Source organism: Kaistella antarctica, from assembly GCF_900109615.1.
In the GTDB taxonomy this organism is placed as follows: Bacteria; Bacteroidota; Bacteroidia; order Flavobacteriales; family Weeksellaceae; genus Kaistella; species Kaistella antarctica.
In genome coordinates this window covers 169,168-190,204 of sequence record NZ_FOIX01000003.1, presented here as the reverse complement: position 1 = coordinate 190,204, position 21,037 = coordinate 169,168, and the positions used below count along the sequence as shown (strand labels likewise).

Below are 21,037 nucleotides of genomic sequence, written 5' to 3'. Positions count from 1 at the left end.
AAGGTTATGAATAATTTAGTGCGAAAAAGCATTTGACTTCGTCGAATCTGCGATTTCACTAAGCAAGGTTCGCTATTGCTTTAGAGTGAATTTTTTAGAAAATGAAAAGAAAGAAATTACTATTTCATTTGGTATTCCTCCAGTTTCCGATACAATGTCGCAATGCCGATGTCCAGGAGGCGCGCTGCCTCGGCTTTGTTCCCTTTCGTATAACTCAGCACTTTCAGAATATGATCTTTCTCCACAGAAGACATAGCGAAAGTATTCGCACTTTCGGCGGTCGGTAAATTTTCGGCAGAAAGTTGATTATTTTCCATTAAAATCAGACTTCTTTCAAGCGTATTCTTTAATTCTCGAATATTTCCTTTCCAGGAATTGTTCTCTAATTTTTTGTAAAAATCTTCGGAGACACTGATATTTTTCAAATTCATTTTTGTGGAAAATTTATCGATGTAAAATCGGGTTAGATCTCGAATATCCGCTTTTCGTTCGCGCAACGGCGGAAGGTGAATTTCAAAAATATTTAATCGAAAATAAAGATCTTCGCGGAAATTTCCAAGGCGACTTTCTTCTTTCAAATCACGGTTAGTCGCCGCAATCAAACGAAAATTAGAATTGGAGATTTTGATATCTCCCATTTTGATGAACTCTCCACTTTCTAAAACGCGCAACATTTTAGATTGCAGTTCCAAAGGCATTTCTCCAATTTCATCTAAGAATAAAGTTCCATTCTGTGCTTCTTCGATCAATCCTTTTTTATCGGAAATCGCGCCAGTAAAAGCTCCTTTTTTATGGCCAAAGAGTTCACTTTCCAAAACATCTTTCCCAAAAGCCGAACAGTTGACCGCCATGAACTTCCCGTTTTTTCGGGAACTTTCATGATGAATAGCATGGGCAAAAACTTCTTTTCCCGTTCCTGTTTCGCCCGTTAATAAAACAGCAGTTTCAGTAGTCGCTACTTTTTCTGCGAGCATCTTGGAATACAAAAAACTTTGCGATTTCCCAATAATATTCGAAAAATCGGTTTTGGAATTCGCCTTTTCAAGCTGCATATTTTTGACGTTGTCTTTTACTTTTTCCAAAGCTTTAGCAACCAGCGGAATGATTTTTTCGTTATCGTCGCCCTTCACAATATAATCGTACGCCCCGTTTCTCATCGCTTGAACGCCATCGGGAATATTACCATAAGCCGTCATCAAAATAATTTCAATATGCGGATATTTGGTTTTAATTTCTTTCACCAGATCAACGCCGAAACCGTCTGGCAATCGAACATCACACAAAACCAAATCGATTGGGTTATTCGCCAACATATTCATTCCCGAACGCGCGGAAGAAGCTTGAAAAACTTCGTAGCCCTCGTTGGTGATAATCATTCCCAAAAGTTTGAGGAGTTTTAATTCGTCGTCGATGATTAATATTCTTGCGGTCAAGGTTGGATGAATTTTAAATTTGAATACAAAAGTAGGTAAAGATTTGTATGATTCTCTCAAGTATTGTTTCTCGAACATTTTGTTTCGTAAAAATAATCCTCATCAAGTATTCGGTGGCATATGCAGAAAAATGTAAATTTGAACAAGCGCTCCTTTTAACAATCAAAAAAATGAAAGATAATCCCATCAGTTTTACCCAAGGTTTACAAGATTCTATATTTAAATATTGGAATAATTTTGTCGAATCTCTACCGCGTATCGCTTTAGCAGTACTCATTTTATTCATCTTTTATTACGTTGCAAAATATATGTCTGCGTTGATAAAACGGAGATTTTTAAATGCGGAGCACGACCCTCTTTTTGTTAACTTCCTCAGCAAGACTGCAAAGGTCGTTCTTATCATTGTCGGAATTATTTTCGCTATGCAAACAATGGGTTTAAGTGGAATTGCCAAAGGTTTACTGGCTGGTGCCGGAATTTCTGCTTTTATTTTTGGGTTCGCCTTTAAAGACATTGCCGAGAATTTTTTGGGTGGATTAATATTAGCCTTCAACAGACCTTTCAGTTTAGATGACACCATCCAAATTCGAGATTTTACCGGTCATGTTAAAGCCTTAAACTTTCGAACAACCCACATTAAAACTTTTGATGAGAAAGATGTTTTCTTGCCCAATTCAATTGTCGTTAAAGAACCCGTAACTAACTTTACGCGGGATGGTCAAATTCGATTAGACTTTGTTGTTGGGATTGCGTATGAAGATAATATCACGGAAGCAATTTCGCTAATCTTTAAAACTATTAAACCGACGGCGACTATGATTAAAGAGAAAGAGCCTTTTACAGTAGTAGAAGAATTGGCGACAAGTACCGTCAATCTGCGCACCTATTTCTGGGCCGACACCTTGGATTATAAAAAAGGAGTTTTGGAAATTAAAAGTGAAATCATCAGACTGGTCAAAGAAGTGTTGATGCAAGAAGGCTTTTCACTTCCGTCTGATATTCAGGAAATTAAATGGTACGATTCAGCCAAACCTTTTCCGATTGATATTTTAAATACGAAAAGCGATTTCCCTCTTAACCCATAAACAGCATCAAATGAGTTTCAGCAAGTGGCTTAGAATTTATTACCATAAAATGATTGAGAGTATCGCTTTCTATCCGGCACTTATCGCGGTGGGATTTTTGGTGCTTTCGTGGGGAATGTTAATTTTCGATTTTTCTGATTACGGCAAAGAAATAAAATCAAACCTCAGCTGGTTAAGTTTAAAAGATGCAAGCACAGCCCGAACGATTATTTCAACGGTCGCGGGCGCTATTATTTCGCTTACGGTTTTCAGTTTTTCAATGGTGATGATTGTCTTAAATCAGGCCGCATCGCAAATGAGCAATCGCGTGCTGAACAGCATGATTGAAAATCGGTTTCAGCAAGTAATTCTGGGGATTTATATCGGAACCATTGTCTATGCTTTATTTTTATTGAGTACGATTCGGGATATTTCGAGTGGGATTTATGTGCCCGCTTTCAGTATTTATCTGCTTCTTTTGTTGACCGTTATCGATATTTTCTTATTTATTTATTTTTTAGATTATGTCACCCAAACGGTGAAATATGAAACGGTTATTGATCGCGTTCGTAAACAAACATTTAAAACAATGGAAGCTGATTTTAAAGAAATAAAGCAGGAAGAAAATCCTTGGCAAAATCGAAATTCCGTTCAAATATTAGCTCAGAAATCAGATTATTTTCAAGGTTTTAATCACAAAAAGTTGCTGGAATTAGCAGATCAACATCAATTTAAAATTAGCTTTCTTTTTCCGCAAGGACAGTTTATTTTAAAAGGAACGCCATGTATGAAAGTATATAGTGATGAAGTAATTGATTCCGAAATAACGAAAGAAATAGCAGATTGTGCTGATTTTTTCACGGGTCAACCGATTGACCGAAATGCAGAATACGGATTTCGGCAATTAGCAGAAATCGCATTGAAAGCTTTGAGTCCGGGAATTAATGATCCAGGAACTGCAGTTTTATCCATGCATGCGCTCTTTGCTCTTTTTGAATTTAAAATGTATAATCAACTACCTCAATTTATTTTTACTGCGGAAGGTGACCAAGTGATTCAAATTCCCTCCGCTGATTTTGCGACGCTGTTTGAACAATGCCTGCAACCGATTTGGAACTACGGAAAAGACGACGATTATATTCAGACCACTTTTTTAAATATGTTGGAGCAGTTGAAAATTCAAGATCATCAGAACAAATATGTGAATTTACTCGATTCGTGGACGATTAAAGTTCAAAACCGCCGTGATCAGATTTCAAATTAAAGAAAGAGAAATTTACCTTAAGATTTCTCAACCTTGACGAATGTATTTTATTACCATTAAAGTCAATTCCTAAGAACTCTACTGAGTTTTCATCAACGACTTTTCAGGAAAAGCTCCCTTCTTTTAATCTTAAAAGTTCTATTTTAGCGCTTCCAAAAACGCTTTATGACGCACGCTGATTTTATTAAAAGAACCCTCAACATTTCCGACCAAAGCATTACTGCCACGCTAAAACTATTGGCGGAAGACTGCACCATTCCTTTTATTTCGAGATATCGAAAAGATGCCACGGGAAACCTTGATGAAGTTCAAATTGAAGCTATTTTCAAATTGAATAAACAGTTTGAAGAAATCAAAAAGCGAAAAGAAAGCATCTTAAAAACAATTGAGGACCAAGGAGCTCTATCTTCAGATTTGCGACAAAAAATTGAAAAAAGTTTTGATCTTCAAGAGTTGGAAGATTTGTACTTGCCTTACAAGAAAAAGCGAAAGACCAAAGCAGATGCCGCAAAAGAAAAAGGCTTAGAACCTTTGGCAAAGATGATCATGAGTCAGAATATTCAAGATCTTCAGCATTTAGCATCCAGATATTTTAACGATCAGGTTTCTACTGAAGAGGAAGCATTGCAAGGTGCGCGCGATATTTTGGCGGAATGGATTAATGAAAATGGGTATGTCCGGAAAAATCTTCGCCGGTTATTTCAAAGAAAAGCGCTGATCACTTCAAAAGTGGTCAAAGCTAATAAGGAGGAAGCAGCCGCTCAGAAATTTTCACAATATTTTGACTGGGAAGAAAGTTTGAACAGAATTCCATCGCACCGATTGTTGGCGATGCTGCGTGCAGAAACAGAAGGTTTTGTAAAAACAAAAATAGAAATCGATAAAGAAGAAGCACTTGACTTTATTGAAAACGCCCTCATTACTTCCAATAATGAATGCGCTGATCAGATTTCTTTAGCTATTAAAAACAGTTATAAAAGGTTGCTGGAGCCTGCCATTTCAAACGAAGCATTGCAAGAAGCTAAAGAAAAAGCAGATCAAAAGGCCATTGAAATTTTCGCCGAAAATCTGCGTCAACTTTTACTCGCGCCACCTTTGGGTGAGAAAAGAATTCTGGCCATTGATCCCGGATTTAAAAGCGGCTGCAAAATCGTTTGTCTGGATGAGAAAGGAGATTTACTGCACAACGAAACCATTTACCCACACGCTCCTCAAAATGATGCGGGCATGGCGATGAAGAAAATTCGGTCGATGGTCAATGCCTATCAAATTGAGGCAATTTCGATTGGGAACGGAACGGCCAGTCGCGAAACGGAATTTTTCATTAAAAAAATTGGATTTGAAAATCCACCGCAGGTTTTTGTAGTTTCAGAAGCTGGAGCTTCCGTGTATTCGGCGAGTAAAATTGCGCGCGATGAATTTCCCAGTTTTGATGTGACGGTTCGTGGCGCGATTTCAATCGGACGACGATTGTCGGATCCGTTGGCAGAACTGGTAAAGATTGATGCGAAGTCCATTGGCGTCGGACAATATCAACATGATGTCGATCAATCGCAACTCAAAAACGAACTGGATTCTACGGTGATGAAATGTGTGAATTCAGTCGGAATTAATTTGAACACGGCGAGTAAATCTTTATTGAGTTATGTGTCTGGAATCGGTGAAAAGATGGCGGAAAACATCGTGACTTATCGTGCTGAAAATGGAGCATTTGAAGATCGTAAACAATTAAAGAAAGTGCCACGGTTGGGAGAAAAAGCCTATCAACAAGCCGCAGCTTTTATTCGAATTACGCAGGGTAAAAATCCTTTAGATAATTCAGCGGTTCATCCGGAAGCGTATGCGATTGTCGAAAAGATGGCGAAAGATTTGGAACTGAAAACAGAAAACCTCATCGCCAATAAAGAACAGATTAAAACCATTAATCCAGAAAATTATATTACCGAAACAATCGGTATTTTAGGAATCAAAGATATTTTAAAAGAGCTGGAAAAACCGGGATTAGATCCACGAAAATCGGCTAAAGTATTTGAGTTTGATCCTTCTGTAAAATCCATTAAAAATTTAAAACCCGGAATGATTCTACCTGGAATCGTGAATAACATTACGGCTTTTGGTTGTTTCGTAGATGTTGGAATTAAGGAAAGCGGCCTCGTTCATATTTCGCAACTCAAAGAAGGTTTTGTGTCGGATGTGAATGAAGTGGTGAAACTGCATCAGCACGTTCAAGTGAGAATTGTAGAAGTTGATGAAGATCGAAAAAGAGTGCAGTTGAGTATGATTTTGTGAAGCTTTTCTATTTACTTTTCAGTTGATCTGGGATGTCGGTGGTGACAAAATCAATACCTTGCTTTGTTAGTTTTTCGAATGTTTCAACATCGTTGACCGTCCAGGAATTGGTTTTTAATCCAAAAGTTTTTGCCTCAGAAATCCAAGTCGGATTGTTCAGGAAAACTGAATAATGATAATCTATACCGTCTAATTTTTTTGCTTTTATCTCTGAAGGAGAAAGATCTCCATTCAAATAGTGAACTTTAAATGTTGGTTCCAATTCTTTGATCCGTTCACAAATATTTAAACTGAAAGAAATAAATTCGGTCTGTGATTCCAAGTTCAGGTCTTTAACTGTTTGAATTGTTTTGTAGACCAACTCATTTTCCTTCTCTGTGGAATTAGCTGGTTTCAGTTCTACGAAGAGTTTTAAAGATGGTTTCTTCTTCCCTTTTTCTAAATATTCCTTCAAAGTTGGAATATTCTCACCATTTTTTAATTTTTGGTTTATCAATTCCTCAAAATTGGTTTCCGAAATTCCCATATCGAAATGATGCTCGTCGTGATTGATTATCAACACGCCATCTTTCGACATTTGAACGTCAAACTCCGTCCCATAAATCTTTAAATTTTGCGCATTATCTAAAGCTTGAATCGAATTTTGTACGGTTGGAGGATTCGTTTGCCAATATCCCCGGTGTGCGATGAGTTGAGGTTTTACTTGCATAGTACACATTTGAAATAAAAAGCAACAAAAACAGGCAAAACCTACTTTTGTTGCTCTTAAAAGAAAATTAATTTTTCTCGAGTATTTCACAGGAATTTCAGTTACGGATTTGTGGAGAAGATGGAACCGTTGGCGATTAACGCTCTTCTATTCATTTTTAAAATATCTCGCACCCATTCTGCAAAATCTTCGGGTTGAAGTACAGTGTCTGGATTTCCATCGGTCAAGCCACCTTGAATTGACATATCAGAAGCGATGGTACTTGGCGTTAAAGTAATGACGCGGATATTCTGTTTTCTCCATTCCGCCATCATTGATTGTGATAAAGAAACGACGGCCGCTTTCGAAGCTGCGTATGCTGACATATTGGGTCCACCTTTTAAACCAGCTGTTGAAGCTACATTGACAATGTCTCCCGCTCCTTTTTCTTTTAAAAATGGATAGACTGCTTTTGCCGCATAATAAACCCCGAAAAGATTGGTCTTAATGACTTGTTCCCAAGTTTCCGTCGGCATTTCTTCGATGCTTCCGAAGTCACCGATCCCGGCGTTATTGATTAGGATATCTACTCCACTTAAATCCTTAGCTAAATCTGCAATTCCTTTTTGTACGGCAGATTCTTCGTCCATGCTGAAGATGGCATATGAAGCTTTAACTCCTATCGCTTTCAATTCTGCCACGGTCGCCTTTAGATTTTCTTCATTTCTACCAGTAATGCCAATATTCACGCCTTCTTTAGCTAGAAGTAAAGCCACGGCTTTTCCCAGTCCTCTGCCTCCACCGGTTACGATGGCGTTTTTTCCTTTTAGATTCATATTCCTTATTTTTTAGAAGACAAATTTACGGAATCGGATTTTGGTTGGTTGTTGAGAGGTTAAAAAATTCCTGATTAATTGAAATTTTTTTTAACGCAAAGGCGCTAAGAATTAATTTAAATGCTTCTAAATAATTACGAGCGCAAACCTGCCTGCCGGCAGGCAGGGGCGTTTCATTCAGCAAAGGTTAATTGTTCTTAGCTGTGGTCAAAGTTGATTTTATTATAAGAACTTATGGAAATTTGTGCAAGCTATAATTACTATTAAAGTGAAAATATTTATTCCTTGTTTTTATATTTTGCGCGGGAAATAATTTTTTCTAATTCACGGTCGATGAGCATTTGGGCAATGATTCGGGAAGAATATTGTTGGTCTTTATTTTCTGCCAGGTTTAATTTTAATTTTTCTTCTGAAATATCCACGCGATAGAGAATTACAAGTAAACGGTTGAAATCCGTTTGGATCAACTGATTGATAAACTGACTCAATAACTCAAATTGAGCCTCATAAGATTGTTCCTGAACATTCTTATTTGAAAGCTCGAGTTTGGTGACAACAGTTGATAGTGCGAGTTCTTTTTCCATTTAGCCAGATTTTAAAATTACTGTCATCAATTTAAGCAACATTTTAAGAAAGAGAAAGCGCGGAATTTTTTAGACTCCCGCGCCTTAAATTAAGTTTTAATTGAAGTCAATAAATAAAATTCGCATCAATTATTGAAACTTTTATTTACATTTATTTTTAATAAAATCATACACCAATCGCACGGCCACGCCAGTTGCACCACTTTGACGATAGCCTTTTGCCTCTTTCACAAAAGCGGCGCCGGCAATATCTAAATGAATCCAAGGATAATCGGTGAAATGCTCCAGAAATTTTCCCGCCGTCGACGCACCACCAATCGGTCCCCCAATATTTTTCAAATCGGCAATATCTGATTTCAATAATTCTTCAAACTCTGTCCAGAACGGTAATTGTAATAATCGCTCGTAAGTAGTTTCTCCGGAAGATTTCAGCTGCGTAATATTTTCTTCATTATTTCCAGCCATAGCAATTCCCAAGGAACCCGTAATGGCCGCCGAAGCTCCGGTTAAAGTCGCCATATCAATAACCAGTTCAGGGTCAAAGCGTTTTGCATAAGTTAGCGCATCAGCCAAAACCAGACGTCCTTCTGCGTCGGTATTTTGTACTTCAACCGTAGTTCCATCCATCATGGTGATGATATCGTCGACCACCAAAGCATCAGACGAAATTTTGTTGTCCGTTGCTGGCACCAAACCGATGATATGATAAGGTAATTTGTTTGCTGCGGCGGCGGAAATAATCCCGACCACCGCGGCGCCACCCGCCATATCGGATTTCATGGACGTCATATTTCCACCGACCTTAATGGAATAACCACCCGTATCGAACGTAACGCCTTTGCCCACTAAGACCAAGGGATTTTCATTCAATGCATTTTCTGGTTTGTAATGAAAAGTGTTAAAAGTTGGCGGCGTGCTAGAACCTTGATTGACGGCTAAAAGTCCGCCCATTTTCAAGGCTCCAATTTCTGCCTTTCCTAATATTTCTGTTTCAAAACCGAATTGTTTTCCTGCTTTTATGGCGTATTCTGAGAATTTCAGCGCATCCATAAATTGGGGCGGTTCATTCACCATCGTTTTTGTAATCGAGACGGCTTGTGCAAGTTTTTGTAATTCAGTCAAAGACTTTTGATCGATGAATTTCGGAGAACAGAAAATTTTAATCTGAAGTTCTGATTTCTCTTTTTTATACTTAGAAAAACTGTAGCTGCTCAGAAGCAAACCTTCAAGAAGAGCGACTCTTTGATTTTCATCTAAATCCTTTACATCATTAATGTTGACCTCTTTACAATTCTCATTTTTCAAAGCCTGAAAAGCCGAAGCTCCCGCCAATCTTAAACTTTCAAGATCTGTTTTTGGAAGAGCGATTAAAAAATTTTGAACCTCGCCATTGGTGATGATTACTTTATTTTTCTTTTTTTCGAAGGCTTCTGTAATCGATTCGCCCACCGTTTTTGGATATTGGTTTGAAACCTCATCATTTTGATTAACAAGTAATTCTAACTGATTAGTTTTTATATTATCGTTTTGTGAGTTCGATATTAACTCTGCGTTTAAATAATTATTTATCATTTTTAATTCTTTATTTTATAATTTAAAAGGTGCTGCGTCGCAACAATTATCAGTCTTCAGTAAATCAAAAACATACTAATTTAACTGGATGCTCAATATAATTGATAAACTTTTTAAATCAAAGTTTTTGCGCAAGTGTTTTCTAACGGTTCTTGTTTTCTTAAATCCGTAATGAAAATAAAAAAGGTCAGTAAATAATCACCAATCTTTTTCTAATGTTATTTTAGATAAAGCATTCTGAAACAATTATCCTTTCAATAATTGTGAAATCTGTTCAACCACGGCAGTTGGATGCGCCCCTTGATGTAAAGAATCAGAGGCAACTTTAAAGACTAGAATCTCCAATCCCAGTTCTTTTCCTTTCTGTTCAATCGTAGTGATGAGGTCGTTCATTTCAATTTGATAACCACTCATCACGAAATTTGAATGAATTTTTCCCGCGATTTCAATATCGGTTTCTCCAAATGCTTTTCCGACAATGATGGGAAAAAGAAACTGTTCCTCTACCAATTCTTCATCAGCAATTGGAAATGATTTTAAAAACTCAGGATAATTAAATCTTGTTTTTGCGCTTGCCAGAATATATTCGGGTACGAGATCTATTTCTTCATCTGATAAATGGCTTAAAGTGTCGGTATTCTCTTCATCGTCTTCATCTTCTTCTAAATCTTTTTCATCTTGTATTTCAAAATCTTCATTGATTTCGTCAAATTCATCTTCGTCTTTCTCTTCAAAAGTTTCATCTCCTGAATCGAATTCATCCTCTTCCGAATTATTAAGATTTGAAGTTGACTGAATTTTCTTCATCTCTTGCTGAACTAATTTGTAAAAATCATCAAAACGGAAATTATATTTTTCATCGAGTTCTTTTAGTTCCTCTTCTACTTCTTCCAAAAGCTCAGCATCTTCTTCAAAGATTTCTTCCTCCGTTGCGATGTCTCGAAGCCAAATTTTATCGCGTTGCAAAATGCTGTATACTCTAAAAATAACTTCCTCAGCTTGTTTGCGATCTTCATCCTGAATGAGAATATCAAAGGCTGAGAGGTTTTCGAGATAGAAGTTTTTATCGATCATGGTTGGATATTTCTTCATTAAAATTGAAGAGGCAAATTTAAAGAAATGAGTTGGAAAAGTTGATCTTAAAAGTATTTTTATAAAATTTTAATATTCTTTATTATGAGGAATAACCCCTCTAATTCCACCTCGTGGATTTTCAACATCGCCTTTATACCTCGGAATTACATGAATATGAGAATGCCAAATTGTTTGTCCCGCATCTTCATTTATATTTATTCCAATATTAAAACCCGTAGAATCATATTTTTCTTGTAGAATTTTCTTAACCTTATTGACAACAATCCAACAAGCAGTTTGCTCCTTAAACGTTAAGTCGAAATAATTGGAAACCAGTCTTTTCGGAACAATCAAAGCATGTCCCTTTGAAACTGGGAATTTATCATAGAAAGAAAAAACAGTCGCAGTTTCAACGAGTAATTCTCTGGTTTCCTCTCCTATCAAAAATGGACTTAAATCTGTATTTCCTTTATTTAAAGTGGTGTAGGATTCATATTCGTAGATTTCACAATTCTCATTCTTAAATATTGTGAAATATGGAAGTTTAATAATACATTGAAATGTTTCTTTCTTATGAATTTTATGAACTCTAAAACCTTCATATTGAATATCTCTTCTGACCGAGTAATACGCCTTTCCATTTGGTTTAAGTAAACTTGAAACATTCATTAAAACTTCGGCTTGTTCTTCTGGAAGCAGAACATTTAGAACATAAAAACATAAAATGGTGTCAAATTTTTCGGTCGGGAAATTTGGAAAATAAAAAGGATCGTAACCAATAATATCAAAATCTTTCTCTTTTAAAAGTTCTACATCTTTACCAATACCACATCCGAAGTCAAGAATTTTTCCCAGTAATTTGTCTTGTTTTTGGAGAATGCGAGCAGGGTACGAAAGTGATGTTCTTTCAATTGCGGTTAGGTGACTATTTAAATTACGTTTTATATATTCCATGGCTCATAACCTCTTGTTTCAATAAAATATTTTGATGTTCTCAAAAGTTGGTTAAATGCATTATTTTGCCAATTACTGGTAAGACTATTCCCTAACAGTGTAATTTGAATTTCCTCCAAAAATCTTTGTTCTTCTGCATTATGTATAATTTCCCAATAATGAATAATTACCTCTTTCTGTTTTGTAATTAATTCAGATGATGGAATTTTGTCTCTTTTCTTATTATTGATTGTTGATTTTGCTGGCAGTAAATTCCAAAGGTCATTGTTTTTCCAAATTGAAAATGGAATAACATGGTCAATATCGTAATTACTAATTTTAATTCCTGTCCAAACGCACGCTACAACTCCTGATTCTCTTAAAATGGACTTATATAATTGTTTAGAACTAGAAATTTCTCTTTCTGTAATTGGACTTTTAAGAATTTCTGATATTATTTTTTCAGAACTTAATGTTTTACCACTTGCATTCACCGAAAATTCAGCCCATTTAAATAATACATTATCCGATCCACTAATAAAACTTCCAAGAATTTTAAATGCTTCAAAATATTTAGTAGGAATTGAAAAAGTGCCGCAACCTTTAACAAGCCAATTAGAATTCTGAACTTCTGTGTTTCTTAATGTTGAGTTTGTTTGGTAATTGTATATGGAATAATAACTTTTATTAATCGAATTCCCAATGAACTTCATTGGATTTATCACGATATTCCTTCTCAATTCTTTGACTAATTCATAAAATTCGGAATTAACTTCTTTACTAATACCTTTAACTCTAAGATCATTATAAAAGGCAGATAAACCACCATATCTGTTGTAATAATTTATTATCGGAAGAAATTTATCTTGAAAAGCGAGTTTTGAATTCTTACCATTTATTTGAGGAAGTAAAATAGAACTATCCAAAAGTGGATAATAGTAGATCATCCATTTTATAATTAGTAAACCTAATGGAATTTCTACCGTTTCCGTCTTGACTTTAATGAAAGGAGAATTTTCTTGAATTATGTCTATAGTTCCTCTTAATAAAGCAAATTTATACGTAGTCGATTTACTATCTCTTTCAATTATTTTACTGATGTTGATAAAAGTTTCTTTCATTTAGTAGAATTCATTATAATAATATAAAACATTCAAGCTTCATGTGTTCTCACAACAATATTACAATTAAAATGTTAAAATAAATTTGTCACTCATAAATGTTCACAAGAATATTTTTAGTACGAGTCAGAAGTTACAGTAATGTATAAAAAAAAAACACCTACCTCACGGTAAGTGCTTCTGTTCCAATCTTGTGGCCCCACCTGGGCTCGAACCAGGGACTTGCTGATTATGAGTCAGCTACTCTAACCAGCTGAGTTATAGGGCCTAACTTTATTTCCGAAGAAATACCGTCTCAATTGGTTTGCAAAAATAGCGTTTTTTTGAAATAATCAAAATTTATTTGGGGTTTTTCCTGAGAAAGTTGTGGAAAAAATTGGTTTTAGGTTTTGTTTGAAGGAATATTAGAATAATGCAAATTCCTATTTAGCGCAAAGTTCGCGAAGTATCTTACCATTATGATGAAAATATTATGACTATTTAGGACGCAAAGGCGTTTCACTCAGCAAAGATCACAAGAGATTTAAGGTACATTGTTTACTTGAGCAAGCAGTTGATAAATAGACTGACTAAAAAATTCACTATTCACTATTGACCATTCACACTACTTGACTATTCTTACTATTTACTTGGCTCTTCCCCTTTCTCTTGACACAACTCGATTAAAATTCCGTTGGTGGATTTTGGGTGTAAGAAAACGATGAGTTTATTGTCGGCGCCGTCTTTCGGTTCTTCGGAGATGAAAATAAATCCGGCGGCTTTTAATCTTTCGATTTCTGCGTAAATGTCTTCGACACCAAAAGCGAGGTGGTGAATTCCTTCCCCGCGTTTGTCTAAAAATTTGGCGATGGGACTTTCTGGATTGGTGGCTTCGAGCAGTTCAATTTTAGATTCTCCGAGTTCGTAAAAGGAAGTGGTGACTCCTTCTCTTTCTACTGATTCTTGTTTGTAGTTTTCTTTGCCTAATAGTTTAGCGAATAAGTCGTCGGAAGTTGATAGTGATTTTACGGCGATACCGAGGTGTTCTAGTTTCATGATTGATGGATGATGAGTGATGAGTAATGAGTAATGAGTAATGAGTAATGAGTAATATTAAAATTTATTTGGTAGAATGAAAAATCGAAATATAAAAACTTTAGATATGATCAATTTTTGAGTTAATAAATGGTTTTCATTTTAGATCGGGTTTGCGTGAGGGCGGAGGGCATTGTTGGAGCTCTTTTTCGGCGGCTGGTTTGGCGGGGGCAGAAAAAAGCGACTGCCCGTAGACCGACCATTTTTCGGAGCTGGATAAGAGCGTTGGCAAAAAATGGGCACGCCCAAAATAATTCAAACAAAAGTAGTAAATTTGCGGCATGAACGAAAGCAACAGACAAAGAAAAGTCGCCCAAGTTATTCAAGAAGATTTTGCTGAATATTTCCGTAAACAAGCTTCGGAAAGCAAACAGTCTTTTTTAATCTCGGTTTCTGATGTGAAAGTAACGGCAGATTTGAGCATTGCCAAAATTTACCTGAGTATTTTTCCAACAGAATACCGTAAAGATATTATGAAAGAAATTCTGGTTAATAAAGCGCAGTACCGCAATTTTATCGGACAGAAAATGGGCAAGCAGGTTCGGATTATTCCAGAACTGAATTTCTACCTGGATACGACTTTGGACGACGTGGAAAAAATTGAAAAAGAATTGAGAGGCGAAGGCGATAATCCAATCCTTTAATCTTTAGTAAAACGTTATTTTCTTTTGAAAAACACCTCATTTTATATCGCTACCCGCTATTTGCTGGCTCGAAAAGGAAGCACGGCCGTCACTTTCATTACGTGGCTGGCAGCTTTGGCGATGTTGGTTGCCGTAGCCGCAATGTTTATCATCATCTCTGTTTTTTCGGGACTTGAAGATCTGAATCAAGATTTAATTGCCAATCTGCACTCTGATCTTACGGTGAAAAATAAATCGGGAAAAGTATTGCAGAATATCGACAAAGCCACTAAAATCATCGGTGGAAATAAGGAGATTGCTCACTATTCGAAAGTGATTGAAGAGAAAGCCTACTTGCGTTTTCGCGAGAATGGCGATATTGCCAATTTGCGCGGCGTAGATTCGGCCTATATTTTCGTCAACCCCATTAATCAAAATATTTTATACGGAACCTATCCAAGTTTTAAATTTTCCAACGAAGTGCTGATGGAAAATAAACTCAACAACCGACTAACGATTCCCGTAGGTGAAGGAGCGGATTATGCCACGATTTTGATGCCGAAACCGGGCGTCGGAATGATCAGCAAGGAAGAAGATATTTTCACAAAACGCGAAATATTTGTGTCGGGTATTTTTCCTGGAAACGATCAACTTGATAATACGATCATCGCGCCGATTGAGTTGGCTCGGGAACTTTTGAATCTGCCCAAAGATGCTGCGTATCAAATCGTAATCAAATTAAAGGACGCCAATAAAGCAGATGAAGTAAAAGCAGATCTTTCCAAATTGCTCGGCAAAACCTACGAACTAAAAACCAAGAAGGAGGAAAATGCTGCTTTCTGGAAAATGATCAATACTGAAAAACTATTTATTTATTTAATTTTTGCGCTCGTAATTTTCATTACCACGTTTAATCTGGCCGGAGCAATTACCATTTTGCAACTCGATAAAAAAGAGCAGGCGAAATCATTGATGTCAATGGGAATGAATTTAAAATCTCTGCGAAATGTTTATTTCTACACGGGACTTTTGATCGTATTCTTTGGGATCATCAGTGGATTGATTGTAGGAACCATCATGTGTTATGTTCAAATCAACACTGGCTTCTTTAAGGCCGGAAGCAATACCGACTTGGCTTTTCCGGTTCGGATTATCCCACTTAATTATGTGATTGTAAGTGCAACGGCAGGAGTTTTCGGACTCTTTGTCTCCAGACTTTTCTCGAAAGTTAACAAAAGTCACTTCAAAGCCAATTGATCTTCCAAACTTATTTGGGTAACTTTGTGCTTCGAATTAAATGACTCCAGAGCAGCGGTTTACTGGACCTTATTATTTTCTAAATTATCATTAAAAACTTCAATTTAAAATGAAAAAAATATTTACTTTATTTATTTCCCTTACAATTTCAACCTCTTCTTTCGCTCAAATTCCTGCGGGATACTATGACAGTGCTGCGGGTTTAAGTGGCTACGAACTAAAATCTGAACTCTACGGAATCATCAGTGCTGGTGCTTTGGATTTGGGCTATGGAAGTGGCTCAGGTGGATTATGGCAAACTTACTTCACCTCTGATGTTGATAAATATTACGAGAATAACGGATCAGTGTTAGATATGTATTCTGAAAATCCAAGCGGCCCAGATCCTTACGAATACAGGCTAGGGCAATCCTATAATGGCGGAAATCAGTGTAGTACCGTGGATTTCACTGCTGAAGGAAAATGCTATAATAGGGAGCACAGTTTGCCTAAATCTTATTTTGGTAATGCGACTCCAATGGCCAATGATGCGCATTTCGTTGTTCCTGCTGACTTTTTTGTCAATCAACAACGGTCGAATTATCCGTATGGAGAAACTGATTCTCCTACCTGGACTTCAAAGAATGGCAGTAAACTTGGCGCGTCGAGCTTTCCTGGATATTATGGAACGGTCTTCGAACCGATCAATGAATTTAAAGGTGATTTCGCCAGAATGCATCTTTATTTTATAACGAGATATCAAGACAAATTACAGAATTTCGATCGATTTTTTCCACAGCTTAATCCTATAGATGGAACTACGGATCGTGGCTACAAGCAATGGTACATTAACTTGATGTTAAAGTGGGCGGCCCAAGATCCAGTTTCCCAGAAAGAAATTGACCGAAACAACGCCATCTACGACAGGCAAAATAATAGAAATCCCTTTATCGATCATCCAGAATGGGTGAATATGATTTGGACATCTACCCTTTCCAGTCAAGAAACCGCTGCTTTAAATAAAACTATTTCTATTTATCCGAATCCAGTTAGAAATGGGGAATTGCATCTGGCTGGTTATGGGTTAGACACGACTACTTCGGTTCAGATTTATTCAATGGAAGGGAAATTAGTTCAAACTGTTAATCAAAACTTTAAAAATTCTAAAAAGATTATTCTTCAGAATTTACCGAAAGGAGTTTACTTCCTGAAAGTGAATGCTCAAACTTTAAAATTTATCGTTCAATAAGCCGATCTAAATTTTCAATGGTTGAATCTTCGAAAAGGTTCTACTGTTGAGCTTTTCAAAGGTTATGCTCTGAGTTTTATAGTCACTCAAAACCGTCCAATTATATTTTGGCTAACTTTGCTATTTACGTAAAACTGCTTGTAATACAGCAGTTTTGCTATATACGCTATTTTCTAATCTTACTAAAAATTATTATTCGACAATGAGAAAATTTTTTACTTTACTACTTGCAGTCGGCATTACCAGTTCTTTGGTTGCCCAAATTCCAGCTGGATATTATAACGGAACAAATGGATTATCTGGTTACGAATTGAAAACAAAATTAAATACGATCATTTCTAACGGTTCTAAAGATTTGGGCTACGGTGCTCTGTGGAAGACTTATGCTACCTCAGACGTTGATAAATACTATGAAAACAACGGAACTTTGCTCGATATGTATTCTGAAAACCCAACTGGTCCAGATGCTTATGAATACATCATTGGATCGGTCGCAAATGGTGGAAACCAGTGTGGGTCTGCGAATCAGAATGTTGAAGGGTTTTGCTATAATCGCGAACATTCTTTACCACAAAGCTTTTACGGAAAATTAGCCCCTATGGTTAACGATGCGCACTTTGTGATTCCGTCTGATTACTATGTGAACAGCAGAAGAGAAACCTATTCTTTTGGCGAAACCGTGGCACCAAGCTGGACGACTACTAATGGAACTAAAGTGGGACCTTCTAATTTCCCAGGATATAGCGGAACGATTTTCGAACCAATCGATGAATTTAAAGGCGATTTGGCCAGAATGCACCTTTTCTTTATCACGCGTTATGAAGATAAACTTCAATCGTTTTCAGAATATCATAATGCGCAGAATCCCTTGGATGGTACGGTAAATAGAGGTTATAAGCAATGGTATATTAATTTAATGCTCAAATGGGCAGCGCAAGATCCAGTTTCGCAGCGAGAAATTGACCGTAATAACGCTATTTTTGCCAGACAGAAAAACAGAAATCCTTTTATCGATCATCCAGAATGGGTGAATATGATTTGGACTTCTACCCTTTCAACAACTGAAGTATCTTCGTTTAAGAAATCACTTTCGGTTTATCCGAATCCGGTAAGAAATGGACAGTTGCATTTGTCAGGATATGGTCTGGAGGACATTTTTCAGGTTCAAATTTATTCAATGGACGGGAAATTAATTCAAACGGTTCAGCAGAATTTTAAAAATTTAAATAAGATCATTCTTAAAGATCAATCAAAAGGAGTATATATTTTAAAAACAGAAAATCAGTCAGTGAAATTTATTGTTCAATAACTTTTACAAATCATACTACACACACCGGCGCTTAGAAAAGTGGCCGGTTTTTTTAATGGATTCTGAAACTATCTCAATCGATAATTTAATTGATTTTTACTTTAGAAATGATTTTTCAGTCTAATACTTATCATACTGCTTCGCTTTCTAATGAATAAATTTTATCTAAATTTGTTGACCTAATTCAATTAAGATTATGAAAAAGATTACTACTTTATTGCTTGGACTCTTGTTTACACTAACATTAGCACAAGCCCCCGCAAATTATTATAATGGCACCGCTGGTCTCGAGGGCCCTGCTCTAAAAACAAAACTCAGCCAAATTATCACGGCCGGCGCCCAGGATAAAGGGTACGCTGGACTTTACAATGCATACCCAACCACAGACACCGATAGTTTCTATGAGAATGACGGCTCTGTCCTCGATATGTATTCGGAAGACCCCACCGGTCCAGATCCTTACAATTATCAACACGGGGTGAAAAAGTGCGGCGATATTGGAGCAAATGAAGGTGGTTGCTATAACAGAGAACATATTATTCCACAAAGTCTTTTCAGTCAAAATGCACCTATGGTCTCAGATATTCATCATATTCGTCCAGCTGATGGAAAAGTTAATGGTTACCGAAGTAATTATCCTTTCGGTGTAGTGAGCAATCCTTCAAGAATATCATTAAATGGAAGCAAAGTCGGGACTTCAGGTTCTGCAGGTTACGGTGGTACTGTGTTTGAGCCGATTGATGAGTTTAAAGGTGATATTGCAAGAATGGTTTTATACTTCGTAACTAGATATGAAAGTAAACTTTCAACATTTAATACCGGTAATTTATTAGGTGGTTCACCGTTCCCAGGTTTGCAAAGTTGGGAATTAGAAGTAATGAAAACTTGGGCCGCTAATGATCCTGTTTCCGATTGGGAAATCGTACGCAACAACGGGTCTTATGCTTTTCAAAAAAACCGTAATCCATTTATCGACAATCCACAGTGGATTACAGACATTTGGGGTGCAGCTCTAGCGACCAGTGAAAGTAATGCTGCAAAAACATCTTTAATTTTATATCCTAATCCTGTGAAAAACGGAGAATTAAATGTGAAAGGAAACGATTTGAATAAAATTGAAACTGCTAAAATCTTTGACGCCACAGGAAAACTAGTTCAAACGATTTCGCAACCTTTTAAAAACGGAAATAAATTAAATCTTAAAAATTTACCAAAAGGCGTTTACATTCTGTATACAGAACAAGCAACTTCTAAATTTATGGTAGACTAAATTTTTAGCTCACTAGTCCTGAAAAATCGATACAGATTATAGGGCAAAAATAAATAATTAAACCAAAGCAAAAACATTTTTGCTTTGGTTTTTGTTTTTATAGGTTTTCATTTTTATTGTTTCTTGGTCGTGCATTTGATTAGGTGTTAGGTAGTGATTAGAAAAATGAGGACGTACTTCATTTTAAATTTCAATTGATTCATCTACAATTCTTCTTCTTAATTTGGTCTCTACATTATATTTATCGATGTCAAATTCTTGTTTTAAAATTCCATTAATTCTTTCTGCCACTGCATTTTCATAAGGATCTGAGTTCTGGGTCATACTGCACTTAATATTGTTCTTCTCCAGTAATTTTTGATTCATTTGAACAATATTGAAGAGCACGATCTGAATGGTGAATGAGTAATCCTAAATTCACTTTTTTGTTTTTTAAAGCATTCTTCAATGCCAGTAAACTACTTTGCGTATTCAGTTTATCAGCAACATGATGGACGACTATTTTCTTGGAATAAGCATCTGCTATTAGACTTAAATAAGTCGGATTTGATCTGCTTCCAATATAAGTAATGTCTGCAACCCAGACCTGATTAGGTTTGTTAATCTGATAATCCAATATTAGGTTTTTATGTTTTCTAAATCGATGATGCGAGTTGGTGGTGATGTGATAACTTCTCTTTGGAATGATCAATAAATTATTTGCACGCAGAATATCAAAGAATTTATCTCTACCTACTTTCAATGATTTCAGTGGCTTCTTTAACATGAAGTTTAATTTCCTGCCTCCAAGATGAGGCTGCTTAAATCTGAGTTCTTCAACCATCTCAACTACTTTTACAGCAGTATCAGTGCGCTCTACACTACGTTTCTCACTTCGGTAATAGACTTGTCTATTAATACCGGACAATCCACAGATAAAGACTAAAGTTTCTTTTTCTGTTCTGCGGAAGTTATTGATTGTACGGCTGCGGAGTTTTTTCGTACGTCAATCTGGTATTCACTTTCCGCGATATTAATCATCATATCGAAGAAAATAACCTTCTTATCGGCAATGTAGGCTTCTCTTTCCAGTAATGCTTTTTGTTTTTCAAGCAGTTTTACTTCGACCTCCAATTCCATAATTCGTTGTTCAGGAGTTTTTTGCATAGAATGAGGTATTTGATTGTCCCAATCAAAGTTACCATATTTTCGGAGCCAAATTAATACGGTGGAGTGAGATTGAATTCCATATTTCTTGGTACACTCTTTAATCTCCAATCTACCAGCTTCAATTTCTTGTACAATCTGGAGTTTTAAACTTAAACTGTAATCTTTCTGTGTACGCTTTACATAAACGCTTTGTGATAATTCTTCCATAACGATTGTTTTTTGTATATCGCTATTTCAGGACGGGACAAGCTATTAAATTAAACCGGCAC

20 protein-coding genes and 1 tRNA gene are annotated in these 21,037 nt (G+C 36.3%); 8 read left to right on the top strand and 13 right to left on the bottom strand.

The genetic code is table 11. The features are described 5' to 3' along the window. Positions 1-119: 119 nt before the first annotated feature. Positions 120-1,433, bottom strand: coding sequence for a sigma-54-dependent transcriptional regulator (locus BMX49_RS09445; protein ID WP_034721451.1), 1,314 nt, complete (start codon positions 1,431-1,433; stop codon positions 120-122). A 170-nt stretch (positions 1,434-1,603) separates the two neighbouring features. Between BMX49_RS09445 and BMX49_RS09440 the strand changes: the two genes are divergently transcribed. The 3 genes from BMX49_RS09440 (at position 1,604) to BMX49_RS09430 (ending at position 6,050) form a co-directional block, all read left to right on the top strand. Continuing rightward, on the top strand, positions 1,604-2,518 hold the full coding sequence (locus BMX49_RS09440) for a mechanosensitive ion channel family protein (protein WP_034721450.1): 915 nt from the start codon (positions 1,604-1,606) through the stop codon (positions 2,516-2,518). A gap of 10 nt (positions 2,519-2,528) precedes the next feature. Next, positions 2,529-3,761, top strand: a complete 1,233-nt coding sequence (locus tag BMX49_RS09435; protein ID WP_034720198.1) for a DUF2254 domain-containing protein — start codon at positions 2,529-2,531, stop codon at positions 3,759-3,761. Positions 3,762-3,926: 165 nt separating this feature from the next. After that, the gene (locus tag BMX49_RS09430; RefSeq protein ID WP_034720196.1) at positions 3,927-6,050 is read left to right on the top strand and encodes a Tex family protein; all 2,124 of its coding nucleotides are present in this window, start codon (positions 3,927-3,929) and stop codon (positions 6,048-6,050) included. A gap of 7 nt (positions 6,051-6,057) precedes the next feature. Here BMX49_RS09430 and BMX49_RS09425 read toward each other — a convergent pair whose 3' ends face one another. The 9 genes from BMX49_RS09425 to mce all read right to left on the bottom strand — a co-directional run bounded on the left by BMX49_RS09425 (position 6,058) and on the right by mce (position 13,893). After that, positions 6,058-6,759, bottom strand: coding sequence for a glycerophosphodiester phosphodiesterase family protein (locus BMX49_RS09425; protein ID WP_034720194.1), 702 nt, complete (start codon positions 6,757-6,759; stop codon positions 6,058-6,060). 101 nt (positions 6,760-6,860) lie between these two features. After that, positions 6,861-7,574, bottom strand: a complete 714-nt coding sequence (locus tag BMX49_RS09420) for a 3-ketoacyl-ACP reductase (RefSeq protein ID WP_034720192.1) — start codon at positions 7,572-7,574, stop codon at positions 6,861-6,863. Positions 7,575-7,852: 278 nt separating this feature from the next. Continuing rightward, entirely contained in the window at positions 7,853-8,158 is a 306-nt protein-coding gene (locus tag BMX49_RS09415) for a hypothetical protein (RefSeq protein WP_034720189.1), read from the bottom strand. A 141-nt stretch (positions 8,159-8,299) separates the two neighbouring features. Continuing rightward, positions 8,300-9,730, bottom strand: coding sequence for a leucyl aminopeptidase family protein (locus BMX49_RS09410; RefSeq protein ID WP_034720188.1), 1,431 nt, complete (start codon positions 9,728-9,730; stop codon positions 8,300-8,302). 246 nt (positions 9,731-9,976) lie between these two features. After that, positions 9,977-10,822 (bottom strand): hypothetical protein, encoded by an 846-nt coding sequence (locus BMX49_RS09405; RefSeq protein ID WP_051803805.1) that lies wholly within the window; start codon positions 10,820-10,822, stop codon positions 9,977-9,979. A 69-nt stretch (positions 10,823-10,891) separates the two neighbouring features. Continuing rightward, positions 10,892-11,758 (bottom strand): HIT family protein, encoded by an 867-nt coding sequence (locus tag BMX49_RS09400; protein ID WP_034720187.1) that lies wholly within the window; start codon positions 11,756-11,758, stop codon positions 10,892-10,894. Next, complete coding sequence (locus BMX49_RS09395) at positions 11,746-12,858, bottom strand: DUF8808 domain-containing protein (protein WP_034720185.1); 1,113 nt, start codon at positions 12,856-12,858, stop codon at positions 11,746-11,748. The genes BMX49_RS09400 and BMX49_RS09395 overlap by 13 nt, the downstream gene beginning before the upstream one ends. A gap of 194 nt (positions 12,859-13,052) precedes the next feature. Then, positions 13,053-13,126: transfer RNA gene (locus tag BMX49_RS09390), tRNA-Ile, on the bottom strand. A 353-nt stretch (positions 13,127-13,479) separates the two neighbouring features. Beyond that, positions 13,480-13,893, bottom strand: coding sequence for a methylmalonyl-CoA epimerase (gene mce, locus BMX49_RS09385; RefSeq protein WP_034720182.1), 414 nt, complete (start codon positions 13,891-13,893; stop codon positions 13,480-13,482). Between the two features lie 320 nt (positions 13,894-14,213). On the opposite strand from mce, the gene rbfA reads away from it, so the two are divergent. The 5 genes from rbfA (at position 14,214) to BMX49_RS09355 (ending at position 19,619) form a co-directional block, all read left to right on the top strand. Further along, positions 14,214-14,576, top strand: a complete 363-nt coding sequence (gene rbfA / locus BMX49_RS09375) for a 30S ribosome-binding factor RbfA (protein ID WP_034720178.1) — start codon at positions 14,214-14,216, stop codon at positions 14,574-14,576. A 24-nt stretch (positions 14,577-14,600) separates the two neighbouring features. Continuing rightward, entirely contained in the window at positions 14,601-15,812 is a 1,212-nt protein-coding gene (locus tag BMX49_RS09370) for an ABC transporter permease (RefSeq protein WP_034720175.1), read from the top strand. A 109-nt stretch (positions 15,813-15,921) separates the two neighbouring features. Next, positions 15,922-17,040, top strand: a complete 1,119-nt coding sequence (locus BMX49_RS09365) for an endonuclease (protein ID WP_034720173.1) — start codon at positions 15,922-15,924, stop codon at positions 17,038-17,040. Between the two features lie 202 nt (positions 17,041-17,242). After that, on the top strand, positions 17,243-18,349 hold the full coding sequence (locus BMX49_RS09360) for an endonuclease (protein WP_034720171.1): 1,107 nt from the start codon (positions 17,243-17,245) through the stop codon (positions 18,347-18,349). 196 nt (positions 18,350-18,545) lie between these two features. Continuing rightward, positions 18,546-19,619, top strand: coding sequence for an endonuclease (locus tag BMX49_RS09355; protein ID WP_034720170.1), 1,074 nt, complete (start codon positions 18,546-18,548; stop codon positions 19,617-19,619). A 183-nt stretch (positions 19,620-19,802) separates the two neighbouring features. Here the strand turns inward: BMX49_RS09355 and BMX49_RS14800 are convergent, their stop codons facing one another. The 3 genes from BMX49_RS14800 to BMX49_RS14790 form a co-directional block, all read right to left on the bottom strand. Continuing rightward, a complete protein-coding gene (locus BMX49_RS14800; RefSeq protein WP_198412572.1) occupies positions 19,803-19,943 on the bottom strand; it encodes a hypothetical protein in 141 nt (46 codons plus the stop codon). Positions 19,944-19,950: 7 nt separating this feature from the next. Continuing rightward, on the bottom strand, positions 19,951-20,385 hold the full coding sequence (locus tag BMX49_RS14795) for a DDE-type integrase/transposase/recombinase (RefSeq protein WP_221404522.1): 435 nt from the start codon (positions 20,383-20,385) through the stop codon (positions 19,951-19,953). A gap of 155 nt (positions 20,386-20,540) precedes the next feature. Then, the gene (locus BMX49_RS14790) at positions 20,541-20,975 is read right to left on the bottom strand and encodes a hypothetical protein (RefSeq protein WP_034720167.1); all 435 of its coding nucleotides are present in this window, start codon (positions 20,973-20,975) and stop codon (positions 20,541-20,543) included. Between the last annotated feature and the right edge of the window lie 62 nt (positions 20,976-21,037).